The organism is Sorangium sp. So ce367, assembly GCF_051520455.1.
In the GTDB taxonomy this organism is placed as follows: Bacteria; Myxococcota_A; Polyangia; order Polyangiales; family Polyangiaceae; genus Sorangium; species Sorangium cellulosum_B.
This window is the reverse complement of sequence record NZ_CP150334.1, coordinates 12,402,677-12,420,739: the sequence shown is the minus strand read 5'-3', so window position 1 is coordinate 12,420,739 and position 18,063 is coordinate 12,402,677. Positions and strand designations below refer to the sequence as shown.

Genomic DNA, 18,063 nt, shown 5'->3' with positions numbered 1-18,063 from the left:
ATCCGTGCGCACGCGGGCAGAGGAGCCCGGAGGCGCGCCTCATCAGAAATAGGAACGTGAGCCCTCCGCGACGCTGCCGGCGAGGGCCGCGCGGAGGGCTCAAGGCCCTGGCAGGTCGCGCGCGCACATCGCCGATACATAATAGTGGCGACCATCGGTCTCGTAGGGTGCGCGGTAGGTCGTCGTCTGCCGGTATCCGGCGGCGACGAAGCTCCCGCCGTGCGTGACGCGCAGGGCAGCGTGGTTGTCCAGGCGGGAGCAATCGGCGCACGGCACGAGCGGGCGGTCGTCGTCGGCGGCGTCGCGCGTGACCTTGTAGGCCTCGCCGGCGAGATCGAGCTGGCCCCAGCGCCCCGCGCCCCTGGGAAAGGAGCCGACGGGCGCGAGATCGTCCGTTGTGCAGTGGATGAGGCTCCACGGGGGAAACGCGTCCTCACAGGGCAGCGACGTCGCGCCTTCGCCCTGGCAGCAGAAGGCCGCGTCCTCGGAGGTGATGGGAGAAGAGCCCCACGGATACAGCCGCTGCTCGTCGCCGCCTGCAGCCGCGTAGTTCATCTCGGCCTGGGTCGGCAGGCGCCCGCCGTCCCACGCGCAGAACGCGAACAGCTCGAGCCATGTCGCGCACACGATGGGTTTGTCCTCGTTCACGGCCGGAGCGTCGGTCCACGTCGGCCAGCCGTAAGGATCGCAGACGAGCGCTTGCTTCATCGCGGCCGTGGTCGCCGGGAGCATGGTGTTCCAGGCCGGGTCCCACCCGCTGTCCGGGATCTTGGGGTGCGCCCCTGCGCCAGCCGGCGGCGGGCTCAGCTGCGTCGGGCCGCCGGTCTCTTCCAGGTAGCGGCGAAACCGCCCGACCGTGACCATGTACTTGTCGAGGTGGAAGCTGCTCACGGTCGCCGGATACCGGAGGTCGTTGAGCCGGTTGAACGTCCCGCCGGGCACGGGCAAGCTGGCGCAGCAGTCGTCGTCGTGGCCGAGGCCACAGCGGTTGTCGGCGCCGGGTGTGCCGCCCGCGCAGCTCGGCGGAGGCGCCTGCGCGCGGTCGCGCCCTGCGTGAACGGAAGCATTCGCGTCCTGCTCCGCAACGCCACCGCTGTACGCGTGGCTGGATCCCAGGATCGCCGCGAGCGTGCAGAGGGCGAGGAGGGTCGAGAGCGGCTGTCGAGGCGGTCGAGTGGCCATTTGAGCGCTTAGGTGCGAGCGCCGCCGCTCTGGTTGTGCGAGACGGCGGAAGGCCAGCGCGAGGCGGCTCGGGCGCCCAGGCGCACGGGAACCAGCGAGCTCCTCCTCCGCGCTTTCCTGGCTTCCTGCGATGCCGTCAGAGCCCTTGAAGGTCGCAACCGTCGACTGGACCGGTCGAACAACGGGCCCGTTCGCGGTCGCCAGCCGCGGGGCGCCGCGCTGCATCGCCGGAGCTGGCGCGCGCGTCCGCACGGTGCCGCTGGAGCGCGAGATCAGGCCTGGATCCAGGCCCTTGCGAGCCGCTACGCTGGAGTCCCCTCATGCCTCCGCACCGACCGCCTCGCGACCCCGGCCATCGCTACCCTTCATTGCCCTCGTCCGTGGTGTCCGCGTTCATCCGCCCCGCGAGGCTCGATGCGCTGCTCGCCCCCTGGATGCCCGACGCGGAGGAGCGCGCCTTCGTCGTCCGGTGCATCGTCGGGGAGGGCCCGGTCCATCACCGCGGCGCGAGCTACACGCTGGTCTGCCTGCTCGGTCTGCTGCTCGAGGAGCTCGGCCCGCCGGCGGGCAACGCGCCGAGCGGCGAGTCGCTGCCCGTCCCGATCCGCCTGCCGCCGCACCTCGCGCGCGGCAGCGAGCACGACTACCCGCTGGCCATCCCGCTCGCGCCGCTGACGCGCCTCGCCCCGAAGGGCTCGCCGGAGCTCGCGGCGCTCGTCGACTGCCTCACCGACGGGCCGCCGCACCACGCGCTCGCCAACGCCGCGATGGTCTGCCTGCTCGACGCCCTCTTCGCGCGCGCCGAGCGCGCCCGCGCCGGGGCGGAGCCGGCCTGATGGCGCTGCCGCCGGCGCTCGGACAGGCGTTCCGGATGGTGGCCGCCGAGCTCGGCATGCGCTCGGCGGCGCGGCTGTTCCTGCGCGAGCTGATGGGCGAAGGCGGCGCCCCGCTCGCGCGCGAGGCCCGCGACCAGCTCGGGCGCGAGTTCCCCGTCCTCGACTTCGTCGCCGAGCAGTGGCTCTCCGGCGGCGCCGAGGCGCCGCTCGACCTGGCAGGCGTCCTCGACGCGCTCCGCGGCGTGACCCGGTTGCTCGTCGTGGGGCTGGAGGCCGACTGCCTCGACGCGCTCGTGCCGCGGCTCTCCGGCGTCGAGGCGGGCCTCGTCACCGACGCGGGCGGGCTCGACACGGACTTCGGCCGTGTGCTCGCGAACTACGACGGGCTCATCGCGCCGGTGGGTCTGTCCGAGCTCCACCGCTGGGCCGGGCGGAGGAGCGCGCTGCTCACGTTCGTCTACGGCACCGACGGGCACGCGGCGCACGTGAGCCCCTCGTGGCTGCGCGTCTCGGGCCCCGACGTGCGGACCCAGTTCCGCTCGCTGATCGGCTGGGACATCCTCGGCCGGCCCATGACGGTGTACCCGCGCTGGATGGTCGAGACGAGCTCGGCCGATTTCTCGTGCCTCGTCGGGCCGGCCCCGCGCGGCCCCGCGCCCGAGGTCGCCGCCGCCGGCGCGGGCGAGCCGCGCGCGCTCGCGCCGGCGATCGAGGCGACGTGACGGCCCCCCAGGCCGCGCTCTTCGCCGTCCTGCTCGGCACGCTGCTGCTCCAGGCGCTCCTGCCGTCGCGCCGCGTGCTCATCGTGACGGGCGGCGCGGGCCTCGCCTGCCTCGCGTCGACGCTGCTCGGGGTCGCGACCACGCCGCTCCTGCTCGCCGAGGTGCCGTGGGACGTGCTCGTCATCCTCGTGACGCTGGGGCTCCTGTCCCAGCTCTTCGCCGCCTCGCGGCTCTTCGACCGCCTCGCCGTCGCGGCGACGCGGCTGAGCGGCGCCGAGCCCTTCCGCGTCCTCCTTGTGTTCTCGATCGCGATGTACGTCGTGAGCGGCGTCGTCAACAACCTCACGGCGCTCGTGCTCGTCCTGCCGGTGCTGCACGTGCTGCTCAAGTTGATGGGCACGCGCCAGCGGTACGTCTCCTGGCTGCTCGGCCTGCTGCTCGTCGCGTGCAACCTCGGCGGGGCCGCCACGCCGATCGGCGATTTCCCGGCCATCCTGCTGCTCGGCCGGGGCAGCATGACGTTCGGGGGCTACCTCTCGCGCGCCGCCCCGGCGACGCTCTGCGCGCTCGCCGTGCTGCTCCTCGTCGTGCGCGCCGTGGTGCGCCCGGCCGCGGGTGTTCCGCGCGATCCGGTCTCGGCGCGGCTCACGCGCGCGGCCATGGAGGCGCTGCACCGGCGGGTGCGGGCCGACCGGCGCCTCCTCGTGCCGGCGGCGGCGTCGCTCGGCGCGATGGTGGTCGCGTGGCTGTTCCTGCCCGCGGAGCTCGGCGTCGGCCCCGAGCTCGTGTGCTGGCTCGGCACCGGCGCGGCGCTGCTCGCGTCGCGCAGGCTCGGCGAGCGGCTCGCGCGGACGGGGCTCGACATCGAGGCGGTGCTCTTCCTGCTCTCGCTCTTCGTGATGGTCGCGGCGGTGCGGCGCACCGGCCTGTTCGAGGAGGTCTCGCGCTCGCTGGCGCAACTCCCGGTCGCCCCGTCGCTGCAGCTCGTCGCGTTCCTCGTCCTCGCCGGCGTGCTCACCGGGCTGTTCTCGGCGGGCCCCAGCATGGCGGCGCTGCTCGACGTGGCCGAGTCGCTCGCCGAGCGGCTGCCCGCGCCCGCCGTGTATGTCGGCCTCGCCCTGTCCGTCTGCGCGGGCAGCTCGCTCTTCCTGACCGCCGCGACGTCGGGCCCGCTCGCGCAGGCGCTCACCGAGCGGGCCGACCTGCGGGACGTCGACGGCAGGCCCATCCGGTTCGGCTTCTTCGATTTCCTGCCGACCGGGCTCCTGAGCTTCGCGATCATCCAGGCCGTGGCGATCGCGTACGCGCTCCTCGCCATCTGGGCGGCCCGATGAAGGCGCCCGCCGGGGGCAGGAGCTGACTCACCCTTACGGGAGATGGGTCGCACCCGCGTCCGGGTGGGGGCGCCTGGAGCCTGAAGACGGGTCGCGTCCATCTCCCGCTGACTCCCCCTCCAGCAGGAAGACGGGTCGCACCCGTCTCCCGCTGGACATGCCCCCAACAAAACACGGGTCGCCCCGTCTCCCGGTGGACGTGCCTCCACAAAAAAGATGAGTCGCACTCGTCTCCCGGTGGACGTGCACCTCCGGTAGGTCGTGGCCCATCTACGCCGGTGGACGACCAGGGCTCCACCCTCGACCAGGGGGCGCCGCGGCTTCGCTTTCGGCGTGCGCCCATCGACCGATGCGCGATGCACGCGTGGATCATGCACGCTGCGATTCGTGACATGTCACGCCGCGATTCGTGACATGTCACGCGGCGATCCGTGACATGCGACGTTGCAGTCCGTGACATGTCACAGAGAAATGAGCCGCCTTTCACGGCGGGCGACTGATTCTGCCGGCGCGTGGAACGCGACATCTCGAGACATCGAGCGCCCTCTGCCCCTGGCACACGGCGTGCGTTGACCGCTCCAAGCGGACCTAGCAGCGTCGAGCTCTCGGGCTCGGCATCACGATGCGCCTGACCGCGAATCGACGCGGGTGGGCCTCTTTGTCTTGGAGAGAAGAAAATGCGATTGAGAAGCACTTGGATGATGATGCCGCTCATGCTCATGATCGGGGCCTGCATCGGCGTGAACGAGGACGACGAGCCCGCGCTCGATCCCACGATCGAGACCAAGAGCGCCGGACAGGCGCTCATGTCGTCCCTCGATCGACGGCGGATCCCGATTCGCGCCATTGCCCAGGCCGATAGCGATTGCAATACGAGGCCGGCCCCGCTCTGCGGCACGACGTGCTCCGGGCATAACGGCGAACTGAATGATACGCGCTTGCAGCAGGGCATCGCGATCGCCAACGAGATCTACGCCGCGGCCGGCGTGGAGTTCTACCTGCGGAGCTTCACGCGCGTGGAAGCCCCGGCCCTCTGGTGCGCCGAGACCTCGGCGCAGACGTGGGCGGATGTGAAGAGCACGATCATGGCCGCCTTCCCGGAGGTCCCGGCGAACGCCTGGCCCGACACGACCGTGAAAGGCACGACGCCGGCCGGGGCCTCGTTCAAGAACGACTGGTGGCACGCGACAGCCGCGACCTACGCGCCCGATGACGAGATCGTCGTGGTCATCAACGGAAGACACCCCGACAACATGAACGCGGCCGACTTCCCGCACGTCGGGAGGATCGCCATGATGGTTCCGGGGAGCCTGGACGACGCGTCTCTGGCGCACGAGCTCGGGCATTATGTGGGGCTGGCCCACGTGTTCCAGACGGCAAACGGCCAGGATCCCGACACGGGCCTCACCTGGAAGAAGGCCGATCGCTACGATCTCATGTTCAGGTCCACGACGAGTGGTCCGGTCTTCTTCGGCAGCAAGGCCGCGGCGACGCCCTTCGAGAGCAGCCTCGCGTTGATCGGTCCATCGTGCACCTACGAGGACACCACGGTCTGCGACGTGAGCTGTACGCTCGCAGGAGATACCTTCGTCCCGGGTGACCCGGAGATCGACGGCGTGGCGCGCCTGTATCCGGACGGCGTCGTCGGGTTGAACGTCATGGATTACCAGTCGGTCAACGTATGCAGTCGGCGGCACATCTCCGATTCCCAGGCCCACATGATCTGGTCGTTCCTGAACCGCGAGCCGCCCATCACGACGCAGTTCATCGAGCGCGTGGGCACGCTGCCGACCGGATACACGAAGCCGCTCATCACCGCCCGCCCCCGCCTCGGCCTCGTCCCTGGCACCTGGTCGACCGCGCGTAACTTCTGCCGCGCCGCGGACGAGCACCTCTACTCGGGCGACTTCAACGGCGATGGCCGCATGGATCTGCTCTGCAACCAGGACGACGGCGATATGTTCGTCGATCTCGCCAACACGAGCGGCGAGTTTTGGTCCTCCGACTGGTCCCTCTCGGCTCGCAACTTCTGCCGCGCCGCGGACGAGCGCCTGTACGTCGGCGATTTCAACGGCGATGGCCGCGACGATCTGCTCTGCAACCAGGACGACGGCGACATGTTCGTCGATCTCGCCAACACGAGCGGCCAGTTCTTGGGCTCCGACTGGTCCCTCTCGGCTCGCAACTTCTGCCGCGCCGCGGACGAGCACCTCTACGTCGGCGATTTCAACGGCGATGGCCGCGACGATCTGCTCTGCAACCAGGACGATGGCGACATGTTCGTCGATCTCGCCAACACGAGCGGCGAGTTTTGGTCCTCCGACTGGTCCCTCTCGGGTCGCGACTTCTGCAACGGGACCGGCAAGAAGCTCTACGTGGGCGACTTCAACGGCGATGGCCGTGATGATGCGCTCTGCAACCAGACCAACGGCGCCATGGCCGTCGACCTGGCGAACACGAGCGGCCAGTTCTGGAGCAGCGATTGGAGCCTCGCCACGCGCAACTTCTGCACGGGCTCGAACGCCACGCTCCACGTCGGCGACTTCAACAACGACGGCCGGAGCGACCTCATGTGCCGCGATGGTGTGTCGGGGAAGACCGAGATCGATCTCTCGAACACCACCGGCCAGTTCTGGACGGCCGAGTGGCGCGGCGACCTCGACGGCTGGTGCACCGGCGCCACGATCAAGGACGTTCACGTCGGCAATGCCGACGGGCAGTTCGGCTCCGATATCGTGTGCAACGAGACCAACGGCACGCTGAACGTGGCGAAGGTGCGGATGGAGTGATCGCTCGATCCCCTGTCCGGCGAGGACGACAAACCGGTCCATCTCGTGCGGTCGAGTCGGTGCGCCGGCGGTGGCGCGAGTCCTGCGCCATCGTGCCGTAAGCGGATGCGCCGCCGGCCCACCGGCTCGTCGAGCAGGCTCTGGCGCGCGGCGGCGCCGCCGAGGAGGTCGGGCCCGCCGAGTTCTGCGGCACGTTCTACTTCAACCTGAACGCGTTCAAGCCGCAGGACTAGCGCCGTGCCCTGCACCGAGAAGGCGATCGGTGGTTTGGTGCCCCCAAATTCCGGAAGAAGCGACGGATCTCGACGGTTCGCCGCCGCAAATTCGTTCCTCCAACAAAACACGTGTCCGGTCCGGCCATCACGCGCGAGGCATCGCGGCGACGTATCGCCGCTGCAACGCGCGGCGCTCCTCCTCCGTCGACGCGGTGATGAGCTCGATGTAGGGCTCGAAGGCGAGAGGCATGGGGAGATCGAAGAGCAGGTGCTTCTCCGGGTCGACGCTCTTCCCCGCGCCATGACAGAGGAACAGCCGCTCCTGGAGGAGCGGGAAGACGGCGAGCGAGGCGAGCTCGTGCCGCTCGATCGTCTCGATAACGCCCCAGGTGACGCGCCCCATCGCGGCCGCGACTCTACCCATTCAGGCTCGCTCTGGCGAGTCGGGCATCGTCTCGATCGAGCACGATGACGGAGCGAGGACGATCTGCGATGTCGATCGACCGCGAAGCGTGTCGAGATCCCCGGCGGCGGGCGCGAAGCGCCGAGGTTCGCGCCGCCGCGGCCAGCGTGCGTGAACGCCACTGATGCGCAGGGCCTCGGACCACGCTGCCAGACGCGGCTCGCCAGAGCGTAATTTTCCACATCGCGATTGCTGCGCACGCAGGGCCGATGATAGCGTCTCCTGATTGCCTGGGGGTGCCATGCCTGTACGACATGTCATGTTCAATGCGCTGCCCGATCCCGTCCGCGATCGGCTCGTTCGGTGCCTCGAGGGTCAGGGCCCGCCCAGGCCGATCCTCTCCGCGCCGACGAGCGCAGGCGCTGGGATCCTCGGGTGGAGCTTCCTCGCGCTGGCCGCCGCCGCCGTGACCCTGGTGCTCGTCTGCAATCATTTCGGATCGCTTTGGTCAGGCGTTCAGGGCACGGGGCACCTTCTCGGCTACGCCGGCAGCCTCTTCCTGCTCTTCGTGTCGACCCTGATGGCCATCAAGCGGCTCAGGTTCAAGTCGACCCTCCCGTTCAGGGCGGGCCGGTATCTCTTGCCGGCGGACTACGTCGACGCGACGGGGCCCAGGCTGACGATGATCCCGATGTCGGATCTCGTGAACGTCGGCGCGGTACACCACCACACGAATGGGGTCTACTCCCACTCGCTCATCACCTTCAGCTTCCAGGGGAACGTCAGCCAGTCGTTCGTCGTCCGTTCGCAGGCAGAGGTCCAGGCCAAGGTCGGTGAGCTCGAGTGGTCCCGGCAGGCGCTCGGGGCCGCGTTCGCGTCGAGGGACGTGCAGCAGCTCATCGCGCTGGATCCGTTCTTCGAGGTCCGGCGCGACGACGCCTGGGACAGGCTCGTGGCCGTCGATCCACCGCACGCAGCGGGCGGCCACGCGCCGCGTGTGGGCACGATGCCGTCGTTCCTCCACCCCGGCTTCATCGCGGGCGCCTCGACGCTGGTGGCCGTGATCCTGGCGCTGCCCTTGTGGTACGTGCGCAACCTCCTGAGCGACGAGGCGATGTTCCGTACCGCCAAGGAGGTAGGGAGCGAGTTCGCCTACGAGGGCTATATCCATTCAGGCCGCAGGCACCTCGATGAAGTGAAGAACAGCTTGCTCCCCCGGGCCGCGCTCACGGAAGCAAAGCGCGAGGGCAGCGTCACCGCGCTGCGCGCCGTCCTCAAGAAGTACCCGGGATCGGTGGTGGAGGGAGAGACGCGCGCCGCGGTCCATGAGCTCTTCTCGAAGACGCTGGCCGACTTTCGAGCGCAAGCCTCGACATCGGACCCGGTCATGCTGAGCTTCATGGAGAAGCTGATCTCGTATCTGGAGAAGAGCGAGCGGTCGACCGTCGAGGTCCGCTTCGACCCGCCCTCCACCGACATGCTCGCGAAGCTGGATGCGGTCTTGCAGCAGAAGGCGCAGGCCCTCCGCCCGCGGGGCGCGGGCGTGGCGCCCGTCGCGAAGCATTTCGATGTCGCGCACTCCCTCCCTCGCGAGGCGGCCATCGTGAACAACCTGGCGGCCGGCTTCAAGCGGGTCTTCCCGACGGACATCCTCGAGCTCAAGCAGGGTGAGCGCCTGACCGACAACGCCGGCGCAGCCAGGGTCGATCCGAGCGTTCCGACGATCTACATCCATTACGATGTCGGCTCGTCCGGCACCATGTACTCGGGCGAGCGCAGCGAACGAGCGTTCGTCGGCATCCTGGTCGATTTCGACGGGACCATGCGGATCCCCGGAGTGCGCGACGCGTTCGACTTCAAGCTGAAGGTGATGCCCCCGGACGAGTTCACCGTGGAGTACACGAGCACGGCAGGGCTGGGGGCCAACCTCGCGAGCGCGCCTCCCGATGACCGGGTCTACGAGGTGATGGCGCTCCGCGCCTTCGACCAGCTCGCGGGCAAGCTCAGGAGCATCTTCTTCAAGCCTGGGAGCATGGCGCTCCAGGGGGCGGACGAGAGCGGCCCGGCGCAGGGGGGCTCGGCCCCCGATGCGCGCCCGCTCGGGCGCCGCCCGCGCCAGTGACCGGCTGAGCACGCGCGGGCGGTCGCCCTCGAGGTGGCGGAGACTCCGCGACACGCGGCCGAAGCGCTAGTTGCACCCCAGCCGGCACACCATGGCCGCCGTGTAAGAGCACCCGTGGTCGCCCCATATCGTGGAGCTCGGCCCCGTGCACCGGAACGCGCACCCCCGCCCGTCCGCGGTCGCCTCGGCCGTCAGCCGGTAGCCCTCGGCGTTGCAGCTCCCCGTCGAGGACAGGCAGCTCGCCAGCTGCGGCTCGCACTGCTCGACCACGTAGCCGGCCGGGCACGTCCAGTCCGCGCTCGCCCGGCCGTAGTCCGGCGACCGCCCCGTCTCGGTCGCGATCGGCTCGTGCTTCGAGAAGGTCGGCATCCCCGTCGTGACCTGGAGCGGCACCACGACGGCCCGCTCGCGGGGCACCACCGGGGCGGACGCGTCCTTCGGCTGCACGACGAACGTGTCCCGGCGCGTCTGCCGCTCGCACCCGGCCGTCGCGCCCTCCGGCGTCCACGAGAACGCGAGCTCCGCGCTCCCGTGCGCGGGCACCTCGACCGTGCGCTCGCCGTGGGTCACCCGGACGTCGACCTGCGCCCGGTTCGTGATGAGCGCCTGCGCCGTCCCCGTGGCGCCGTACGGCACCACGCCGAGGTCGACGGGCAGCGGCGCGATCTCCGGCTCGGCGAGCGAGAAGCGGCACACGTCCGCCACCGGGTAGATCGCGTACGCCAGCGGCACCGCCTTCTTGACCTCCATCCGCAGCGCGCCGAACGCCTGCCCGCCTCCCTTCGCGCCCGCGACCGGCGCGCCCTCGACGCCCTCGATGGCCAGCTCCCCGACCGAGGTCATCGTCACCCGGCGATCCCCCGCCTCGATCCGGGCTTTGAACAGGCCGAGCGCCGTGCCGTGCGCCTCGCCGGCCATCACGTCCGTCTCGTAGGCGACCATCGCGCCGCGCTTCACGGCCCCGATGAAGTGCGTCGCGCGACCGCAGGCGCAGCCGCCGGTCGCCGCCGGCACCACGCTCTCGGTCGGCTCGAAGAACTGCGGATCCTCGTCCGCGACCAGCGCCATCGCGACCAGCCGCAGCCGGCGCCGGTCGAGCGTCCCTCCGGCGCTGAAGTACGCCGGCAGATCGACGTCGGCGCCGACGAGGACCGAGTCGACGGCGATGCCCACGTAGCGGAAGTCGATCGCGCGCTCGCCCGGCGCCGGCGCGGGTGCGCCCGGCGCCGCCGCGGGCGCCGCCGTGATCGCGGCCACCGTCTGCGCCGCGGGCGCTGCCGCCGCCCCGGGCGCGCCCGTCGCCGCGGGCGCCGCCGGCTCCGCCTTCGGACGGGCGCAAGCAAGGCCGACCGGCGAGAACGCACCCGCCGCGCTCCTCGACAGCCCGCGGCCCGGCACCATCGCGCTCGACGTGTCGAGGAGGTAGTCGTGCCGCACGTCGCTGAACGCCCGCGCGGCGGCGAGCAGCGCCCCGGCCTGAGAGCAGCCGCTGTCCTTGCAGGCCGGCAACACCGCCGCGCCGGCCGGCTTGCGCGGCGGCGGGACCGGCACCTCCGGCGGCCCGGGGCAGCCGAGCGCGGAGGCCAGCGCCCCGAGGAGGAGCCCGCCCGCGCGCAGCGGCGCGGCGCGCCGCCGGCGAGCGCGATCTGCGCCGCTCACGGCCATGTGATCGTCATCCACCGGACGCGCCCCGAGCCGCTCACCGCGTCGTCCGCAAAGAACAGCGAGGCGCCGGACCGCCCCGCGAACGCCGGCGACACGTCCTGCGACGCGCCGCCCGTCAGCCACGCCAGCGACTTCAGGGAGGGCGCCGACACGTCGCCGGGCGCCAGCGTGAAGGCGTTCAGCTCCACCGAGTCCCCCGGGGCCGACGCGAGCACGCCGCGGCAGATCTTGTCGCACGCGAGCGCGAGCGACGACACCGCCGCGCCGTCCGGGCCGCTCACCACGACGGGCGGGCCCTGCACCGCTCCGTTGCCGTCGACCCGCACGAGCCGCGCGCGCCCGCCGGCCCCCGCGCCCCCGCCGGACTCGTCGGCCGGCTCGTCGATCCAGCCGACGAAGAGCCCGCCTTCGAGCGGCGCGAGCACCGGGCTGCGCGAGTGCTCCGAGGATGCATGGAGGCGCGATTCATCGCCGATCCGCTGCAGCGTCTTCGCATCGAGCCGCGCGAGGAAGATGTCGCCGCCGGGCTCGTCGCCCTGGCCAGCCGCGCCGCCCGCGGCCGCGCCGCCGCTCGCAACCGCGCCGCCCTGGCCGGCCGCTCCGGCTCCCGCAGCCGCGCCGGCCTGGCCAGCCGCGCCGCCGCCCGCGGCCGCGCCGCCCGCAGCCGCGCCGCCGGCCGTGCGCGCGTCCGACCACACGAGCCACACCTCCTGGCCGCGCACCGCGATCTGCACCTCGGCCGCGTCGAGCGGCGCGTTCGTGATGCGCCGGTCCGGCGCCGTCCGGTTCAGCGCGCGGTCCACCCGCGCCGCGTACACCTCGGCGTTGCCGTCGCGCGTGTCGATCCACGACACGATGAAGCCCCCCGCGCCGTCGTAGGCGATCGCCACGTCGGACGCCTCGCTCGCGGCGCCGCCCTGCTTCTTCCGCGGCGCCGTGGTGAGCTTCTTCTGCGCGATCTTCGCGCCCGTCGCGTCGACCTTGGTCAGGTACACCTGCGTCTCGCCCCGCTCGCGCGCGACCCACGCGATCACGCTCTCGCCCTGCGCCGCGCCCTTGCCCTTCGCGTCGGCCGGGAGCGGCGGCGCCGCCGCGATCGCGACGCCGCCGAGCGACGACGCCTTCTGCGAGAGGACGCTCAGCTTGCCGAGGCCGCCCGGGGACACGGCGCGCGCCGCGAGCGTCGCGGAGACCTCCTGCCCGCGGGGCGCGGCGTCCGACGCGCCCTCGACGAAGTACGTGACCCACGCCGAGAGCGCCGCGCCGCCGTCGAGCTCGACCGCCGCGACCTCGGCGACGGAGTCGCCCTCGGCGAGCGCGCGCACCGCGGTCGCGCGCGGCGGCGGGTCCTTGTCCTCCCGGAACGCGGGCGCGCGCCACGCGCTCTCGCGCACCGGGAGCGACACCAGCGCGAGCGGCGCCCGCGCGCCCGCCGCGCCGCCAGGCTGCGGGCCGGGCGCGGCGCTCGCCAGCGTCGCGCACGCGCCCGCGTGGCACGTCAGCCCGCGCACGAGGTACGGCACGCCGTCCGTCGCCGCGAACGGCGCGGCGCGCACCGGCTCCGCCGCCCGAACCGAGAGATCCGGGCCGAACCGCACGAACGTCGGCCAGACCGGCGGCGCGGCCGCCCCGTCGCGCGCCATCTTGAGCGTGGCGGGCGCGAGCGTCACCGCGGCGAAGCCGTCGCCGTCGGCCGCGATGTCGGGCGGGCCGCTCGCGCTGAAGACGAGCCCCGCCCGCTCCGCGCCGAGCGTCCCGTCCGGGCCGACCGACGCGAGGTGGATGAGGCGCCCCGGCCCGCGCGCCCCCGCGCCGCCGACCTCACCGCCGCGGGCGCGCAGCAGGTCCTCCCACGCGAGCAGCGCCCGTCCGCCTCCGCCCTGGGAGGGCGCGACCAGCGACACGAGCGCCTGCTCGCCGGACGGCGGCGTCGCCTGCCGCGGCGCCACCACCACCTTGCCGCCCGGCTCGACCGCCGCGAGGTAGACGGCGCCGTCGATGTCCCGCTCGTCGGTCCAGGTGAGCAGGTAACGCCCACCGAGGGAGGCGATCTCGAGATCGATCTGCGCCGTCGGCTCGGGGCTGACGACCACCGGCGCCGACACCTTCCCGGCCGCGTCGATCTCCAGCAGCGCGACGGATCCGAGCTTCCCGTCCTCTGCGGCGTCCTCCACCTCCGCCTTGCGCGCGGGCTTGCCCTCGCCTCGGCCGCGCGGCGCGGCCGGCGGGAGCACGAGGGCGACCGCCGCGCCCCGCTCGGTGGCGACCGCGTTCCACCCGAGCACCTCGCGCGCGACCGACGCGGGCGCCGTCGGCTTGATCGCGGCGCCCTTGCCCTGCGCCACGACCGTCATGACCACGTCGACGCGGTCAACGCCGGGGTGGGCGACGCCGGGGTGGGCGACGCCGGCGCGGGCCGCGTCGCCCTGGGCCTCGCGCGGCATCTCCCACAGCACGAGCGCGCCCTGCGCGTTCGGGAGCACGTCGAGCCACGAGATCTCCTCGGCCGTCTGCGCGACGAGGCTCGCCGGGGCGCTCGGCTTGCCGGCGGGGTCGAGCGCGAGCACGCGCACCGCGCGGCTCCCCTCGATCTGCTCGATCCAGGCGGCGATGTAGCCCTGCGGCGTGGCGCGCAGCGCGGCGACCGGCACGTCGGCGGCGACGGGCCCCGCGTCCACGGTGTCCCCGCGCGGCGCGCCGTCCGCGCCGAGGAGGCGCGTCCGGAAGCGCCCTCCCGCGGCGTGGAGCAGCAGCGCCTCGTCGCCGCGCCGAGCGAAGTAGGGCGTCGCGTCCTCGTCGTCGAGCTCCGCGATCACGCGGGCCGGCAGGAGCGGCGGCCCTTCCGGCGCCTTCGGCTGCGCGGGCGGCGTCTTCACGACCGGCGCCTGGCGCGCGACGGGGGCCGGCGCTGCGCCGGAGCACCCGAGGGAGAGGGCGAGCGCGGCGCCGAGCAGCGCTGGCGCGCGGCGCCCGAGCGCGGGGCCGGTCAGGCGGCGTGCGTCGCGCCGCGGACCGCGTGGAACCCAGGAGAGAGCGCTGCGGACGAGCATGGCGGCGACCATGCCAGAAGCGAAGAGCCCCCGCTACAGGGCGCCGCGCAAGCGGAGCGCTCGCCCCGGTCGTACCCGCGCGCGGGCCAGCCTGGCCGGACCCCTGACGGGTGGAGCTAGAACGCGAGCAGGCGCCCGAGCAGCGATCTGTACCTGCGCAGGGCGAGCCGGAGCTCCTCCGTCGACGCCTCCGCCCGCCCGGGCTCGCCGTCGATGAGGCGCTGCAGCGTGGCGCGCTCCTCCCGGAAGCTCTGCGTGACCCGCTGGATCACCTCGTTCACGAGCGCGTCGGCCTGCTCGACCGACAGGCGCGGCGCTTCGATGAAGCCCGCCTGGATCGCGCTCCAGCGCTCGGACAGCTCGCGCGCCTCTTCCGGCGTGAGCACGGGCGCGCGCTCCGGCCAGGGCTCTCCGGTCGGCCCGCCGCGCGCCGTGTAGACGGCCGGCTGGCGGCCCGACTCGGGCGGGATCTCTTCGTCGGCGAACCGCGCCTCGGGCTGGCTGCTCTCGCGGGCCGTCACCATCCGTTCTCTGTGCAATGGGCTCACGATGGCCACCTCTCCGCTCGTTGGCGCTGTGCGCCCAGCGGGCATAGCAAGCCGCATGCGCGTCCCGATGTGCATCCGCGCCCGCTGCGGCGCGCAGCGCGACAAGGCCAGAGGCCCGGAAGAGCCCGAGAAAATGCAGAGAGCTCTCCGGGCGCGCCGGGCTGCCCGGCGCCGATCACGCGGAGCGGCGATCCTTCATGAGCCGATGAGGCGGAAGAGTACGGAATACGCCCGGCGCCGGCCGGGCCGCCGCTCGTGCACGCTCGTGCAGCACAGAGCCGCCGCCCGAGCGCGGCAGGGCCGCCGCTCGGGCGAGGGCGCGCAGATTCACCTCAGCGACGGGCGCAGCTTCGTCACGACCGCGCGGATCTCCCGCACCACCTGGAGGAGCGCCTCGTCCTCATCGGGCCACTTGGTCACGGGCTTCTTGTCCCGCGGCACCGCCTGGAGCTCGGCGAAGCGCGTCGTCTCCCAGTCGCAGGGGCGGAGCAGGATCGGCACGACAACGGCCTGCCCCGCGGCGCGCCGCTCCATCGCGCGCGTCACCTGCGCGTCGCCCTGCTCGGACGCGAGGTAGCTCGCGCTCACCAGGAGGAGGACGAGGTCGGCCGCCTCGAGCTGCTCGCCGATCGCGCGCTCCGTGTCCTCGCCCGGATCGATCTTCCCGCTGTGCCACGGCGCGATCAGCCCCTCCCGCCTGAGCGGGGTCATGTGCGCCTCGAGGCGCGCGAGGAGCTCCTCGTCGCGCGAGGCGTAGGAGAAGAAGACGCGCACCGGCCGCGGCGCCGCCGCTGCGCTCGGGGTCGACGTCTGCGACGCCGCGAGCGCCTTCACGAGCGACGACGGCAACGTGGGCGACGACTGCTGCTGGGCCCGCGCACCGGCGCGCGGCGGCGCGGCCGCTTGCGGCGGCGCGGCGGCATGCGGCGGCGGCGGAGGCGCCGCGCCGGGCTCCAGGCCGAGGAGGACCTGGGCGACCTCCGCGTGATCGCCCGCCTGGTTCTCGTAGACGATGAGCCGGACGCCCGACTCCTCGAGCAGCCGGCGGCGGAACGGCGGCACCCCCTTCGGGAGCAGCGCGAAGTGCATCGGCGGCTGCCCGCCGGAGAGCGCGCGCACGCGGGCGAGCGTCTGGTCGATGTTGTCGTCGGCGAGGCCGAAGCCCACGAACAGGATGGAGTGCGTGCGGTAGAGGGCGCCGAACGCGTCCTGAAGCAGGGGCGAGCCGAAGATCGCCCGGTCGTACTGGTCGCGCGAGAACACCCAGGTGTCCCACGCCCGCAGCGTGCCGTGCAGCTTCAGGATGAAGCACCTGTCCATGGCGATGTCGCCCGCCGGCCGATCGACCATGCGCCACTCGCCCTGGAACGCGCGCTCCAGGAAGCGATCGATGTTCGTGGTGAGCACGGCCTTGAGCTTCGGCTTGAGCGCGGCGATCGCCCGCGCCAGCTCCGGCACGTCGCGGCCCGTGTCGTCGAGCTCCTTGTCAACGGTCCAGTTGAAGTCCTGCGGCCCGAGCGCGAGCCTCGCGGCGGAGAGCGCGTTGATGAGCTGGTTCGAGGAGATGTACTGCTGGATCTCGTCGATGACCGCCGGGTCCGCGCTCCGCCGCCGCGCGCGGTCGCGCAGCTTCTCGGCGAGCTGCTTCCAGGTGGGCATGCCCGCGGCCGCCGAGACGCCGGCGCCTGCGAAGACGATCAGATTCCCTGACGTGTAGCGCTCACGCAGCTGCTCGAGGATCTCTTCATCCATCAGCGATCACGATACCGCGGATCTGCGCCAGCGGGCGGCGCCCCCGCCGCGCTCTCACCGCGCCGCACCTTCACCGCGGCGGCGCGGAGCGCCGCTCGGTAGCGAGCGAGAGGCCGACCCCCAGCCAGGCCCCCTCGACGGCGCCCGCCTCCCCGCGGGCGTCCTCGTAGGGCGCAGGCCGGAGCACGATCCCCGGGTCCAGCGTGAGCCCGAGCCACACCGGGCCGCCCAGCCGCGTCTCCACGCCGAGCCCGAGGCCAGCGCGGGCGGACCACGTATCGCGTTCGCCCGCGATGCCATCGACGGAGACGGCGGCGGGCAGCCTGAGCGATGCGACGGAGGCGGTGGCGCCGATCGAGAGGCGCCACGAGGCGGCGAGCCAGAAGCGGTAGTCCCCCGAGAAGCCCGCCTCGATCCAGCGCAGCGGCTCGCCGCCGGACGGCGCGGCCAGCAGGCGGGCGAACAGCGACTCCGTGAGCCGCAGGCGCCGCAGGCCGAGCGCGAGGCCGGCCCCGCCGAGCACCCGCGGCCCGCCCGAGACGACCGCCGCGTAGGGCCCGGCCGAGACGGACAGGGTGTCGAGATCGCGCGAGGCGAGCTCGACCTCGTCCTGGGTGGGGCGCCGCGGCGACGGCGGCCGCCGGGGGGCGCGCGCGCGGCGCATCTCGGCGACGATCATCTCGGAGGCGGCGATCGCGACGAGCCGCGCGGCCACGTCCGAGGTGAGGCCGGAGACGGCGATCTGCCGCCGCACGACGGCGCGGCCGTCGAGGCGCACCTGGATCTCGAGGCGCGCCGCGGTGGGCCGGTCGACCCACACGGTCGCGACGCGGTCGCCGAGCGGGCCGACGGGCTCGGCGGCCAGCGCCGCGCCGTCCGGGAGCTCGATCTCGAGCAGGCGCCGCACGCGGACGCTGGAGACCTCCTCCGCCGCGCCGCGCGACAGGGCGACGCGCACCTCGATGGGCGCCGCCGCGTCGGGCAGCCGCGGCGCGGCCGGCGCAGATGCGCCGCTCGTGATCGCCACGACGGCGCGCGGCTCGGCGGCCGCGGCCGGGAGGGCGAAGCTCAGCTGGGCGACGACCGCCGCGGCGGCGAGCGCGGGAAGATCCCAGCGCGGGGCGCGCGCCGGGGGCAGGCGGCAGAGGCCCGTCCTCTGCGGCGGCTTCCGCGCCGGAGATGATCCGCTGGGCATCCTCGCACGGGCCATCGGTGTACTTGGCCACATACCCTGTTGTCCTCTGAATTGCCTCTTTCTTGTGGTCCGCGACCCCGTCGCCGAGGCTGCGCTGGCCGAACGATTCCACCGCGACACGCCCGCCGAACGAGAGCGGCCGCGCGTGCCCGTAATATTTCGCTGCCAGCGCTTTCGTCACGCCGTGTCCTGCGCCGAGCCCAAGGATTCCCTTCCCCGCCAGCGTGACGCTCCCCCGGGTCCGGTGCTT

Annotated in this window: 12 protein-coding genes; 5 read left to right on the top strand and 7 right to left on the bottom strand. The window is 73.0% G+C overall.

What is annotated here, in order from left to right:
* Window positions 1-99: 99 nt before the first annotated feature.
* Complete coding sequence (locus tag WME97_RS47010) at window positions 100-1,182, bottom strand: formylglycine-generating enzyme family protein (protein WP_437547617.1); 1,083 nt, start codon at window positions 1,180-1,182, stop codon at window positions 100-102.
* 320 nt (window positions 1,183-1,502) lie between these two features.
* On the opposite strand from WME97_RS47010, the gene WME97_RS47005 reads away from it, so the two are divergent.
* The 4 genes from WME97_RS47005 to WME97_RS46990 all read left to right on the top strand — a co-directional run bounded on the left by WME97_RS47005 (window position 1,503) and on the right by WME97_RS46990 (window position 6,863).
* Window positions 1,503-2,018: a hypothetical protein gene (locus tag WME97_RS47005; protein WP_437547616.1), complete on the top strand. Its 516-nt coding sequence runs from the start codon at window positions 1,503-1,505 to the stop codon at window positions 2,016-2,018.
* Window positions 2,018-2,740, top strand: a complete 723-nt coding sequence (locus WME97_RS47000; protein WP_437547615.1) for a hypothetical protein — start codon at window positions 2,018-2,020, stop codon at window positions 2,738-2,740. Before WME97_RS47005 ends, WME97_RS47000 begins: the two co-directional genes overlap by 1 nt.
* The gene (locus WME97_RS46995) at window positions 2,737-4,074 is read left to right on the top strand and encodes an SLC13 family permease (RefSeq protein WP_437547614.1); all 1,338 of its coding nucleotides are present in this window, start codon (window positions 2,737-2,739) and stop codon (window positions 4,072-4,074) included. Before WME97_RS47000 ends, WME97_RS46995 begins: the two co-directional genes overlap by 4 nt.
* Before the next feature lie 698 nt (window positions 4,075-4,772).
* A complete protein-coding gene (locus WME97_RS46990; RefSeq protein WP_437547613.1) occupies window positions 4,773-6,863 on the top strand; it encodes an FG-GAP-like repeat-containing protein in 2,091 nt (696 codons plus the stop codon).
* Window positions 6,864-7,223: 360 nt separating this feature from the next.
* Here the strand turns inward: WME97_RS46990 and WME97_RS46985 are convergent, their stop codons facing one another.
* A complete protein-coding gene (locus WME97_RS46985) occupies window positions 7,224-7,502 on the bottom strand; it encodes a hypothetical protein (protein WP_437547612.1) in 279 nt (92 codons plus the stop codon).
* A gap of 280 nt (window positions 7,503-7,782) precedes the next feature.
* Here WME97_RS46985 and WME97_RS46980 point away from each other — a divergent pair, with 280 nt between their 5' ends.
* Window positions 7,783-9,603, top strand: a complete 1,821-nt coding sequence (locus tag WME97_RS46980) for a hypothetical protein (RefSeq protein ID WP_437547611.1) — start codon at window positions 7,783-7,785, stop codon at window positions 9,601-9,603.
* Window positions 9,604-9,669: 66 nt separating this feature from the next.
* On the opposite strand, the gene WME97_RS46975 is transcribed toward WME97_RS46980, so the two are convergent.
* The 5 genes from WME97_RS46975 to WME97_RS46955 form a co-directional block, all read right to left on the bottom strand.
* On the bottom strand, window positions 9,670-11,262 hold the full coding sequence (locus WME97_RS46975) for a hypothetical protein (RefSeq protein WP_437547610.1): 1,593 nt from the start codon (window positions 11,260-11,262) through the stop codon (window positions 9,670-9,672).
* Complete coding sequence (locus WME97_RS46970) at window positions 11,259-14,318, bottom strand: hypothetical protein (RefSeq protein ID WP_437547609.1); 3,060 nt, start codon at window positions 14,316-14,318, stop codon at window positions 11,259-11,261. The genes WME97_RS46975 and WME97_RS46970 overlap by 4 nt, the downstream gene beginning before the upstream one ends.
* Before the next feature lie 116 nt (window positions 14,319-14,434).
* Window positions 14,435-14,866, bottom strand: a complete 432-nt coding sequence (locus WME97_RS46965; RefSeq protein ID WP_437547608.1) for a hypothetical protein — start codon at window positions 14,864-14,866, stop codon at window positions 14,435-14,437.
* Window positions 14,867-15,193: 327 nt separating this feature from the next.
* On the bottom strand, window positions 15,194-16,618 hold the full coding sequence (locus WME97_RS46960) for an SIR2 family protein (RefSeq protein ID WP_437547607.1): 1,425 nt from the start codon (window positions 16,616-16,618) through the stop codon (window positions 15,194-15,196).
* Between the two features lie 70 nt (window positions 16,619-16,688).
* Window positions 16,689-17,813, bottom strand: coding sequence for a hypothetical protein (locus tag WME97_RS46955; RefSeq protein WP_437547606.1), 1,125 nt, complete (start codon window positions 17,811-17,813; stop codon window positions 16,689-16,691).
* Window positions 17,814-18,063 lie beyond the last annotated feature (250 nt).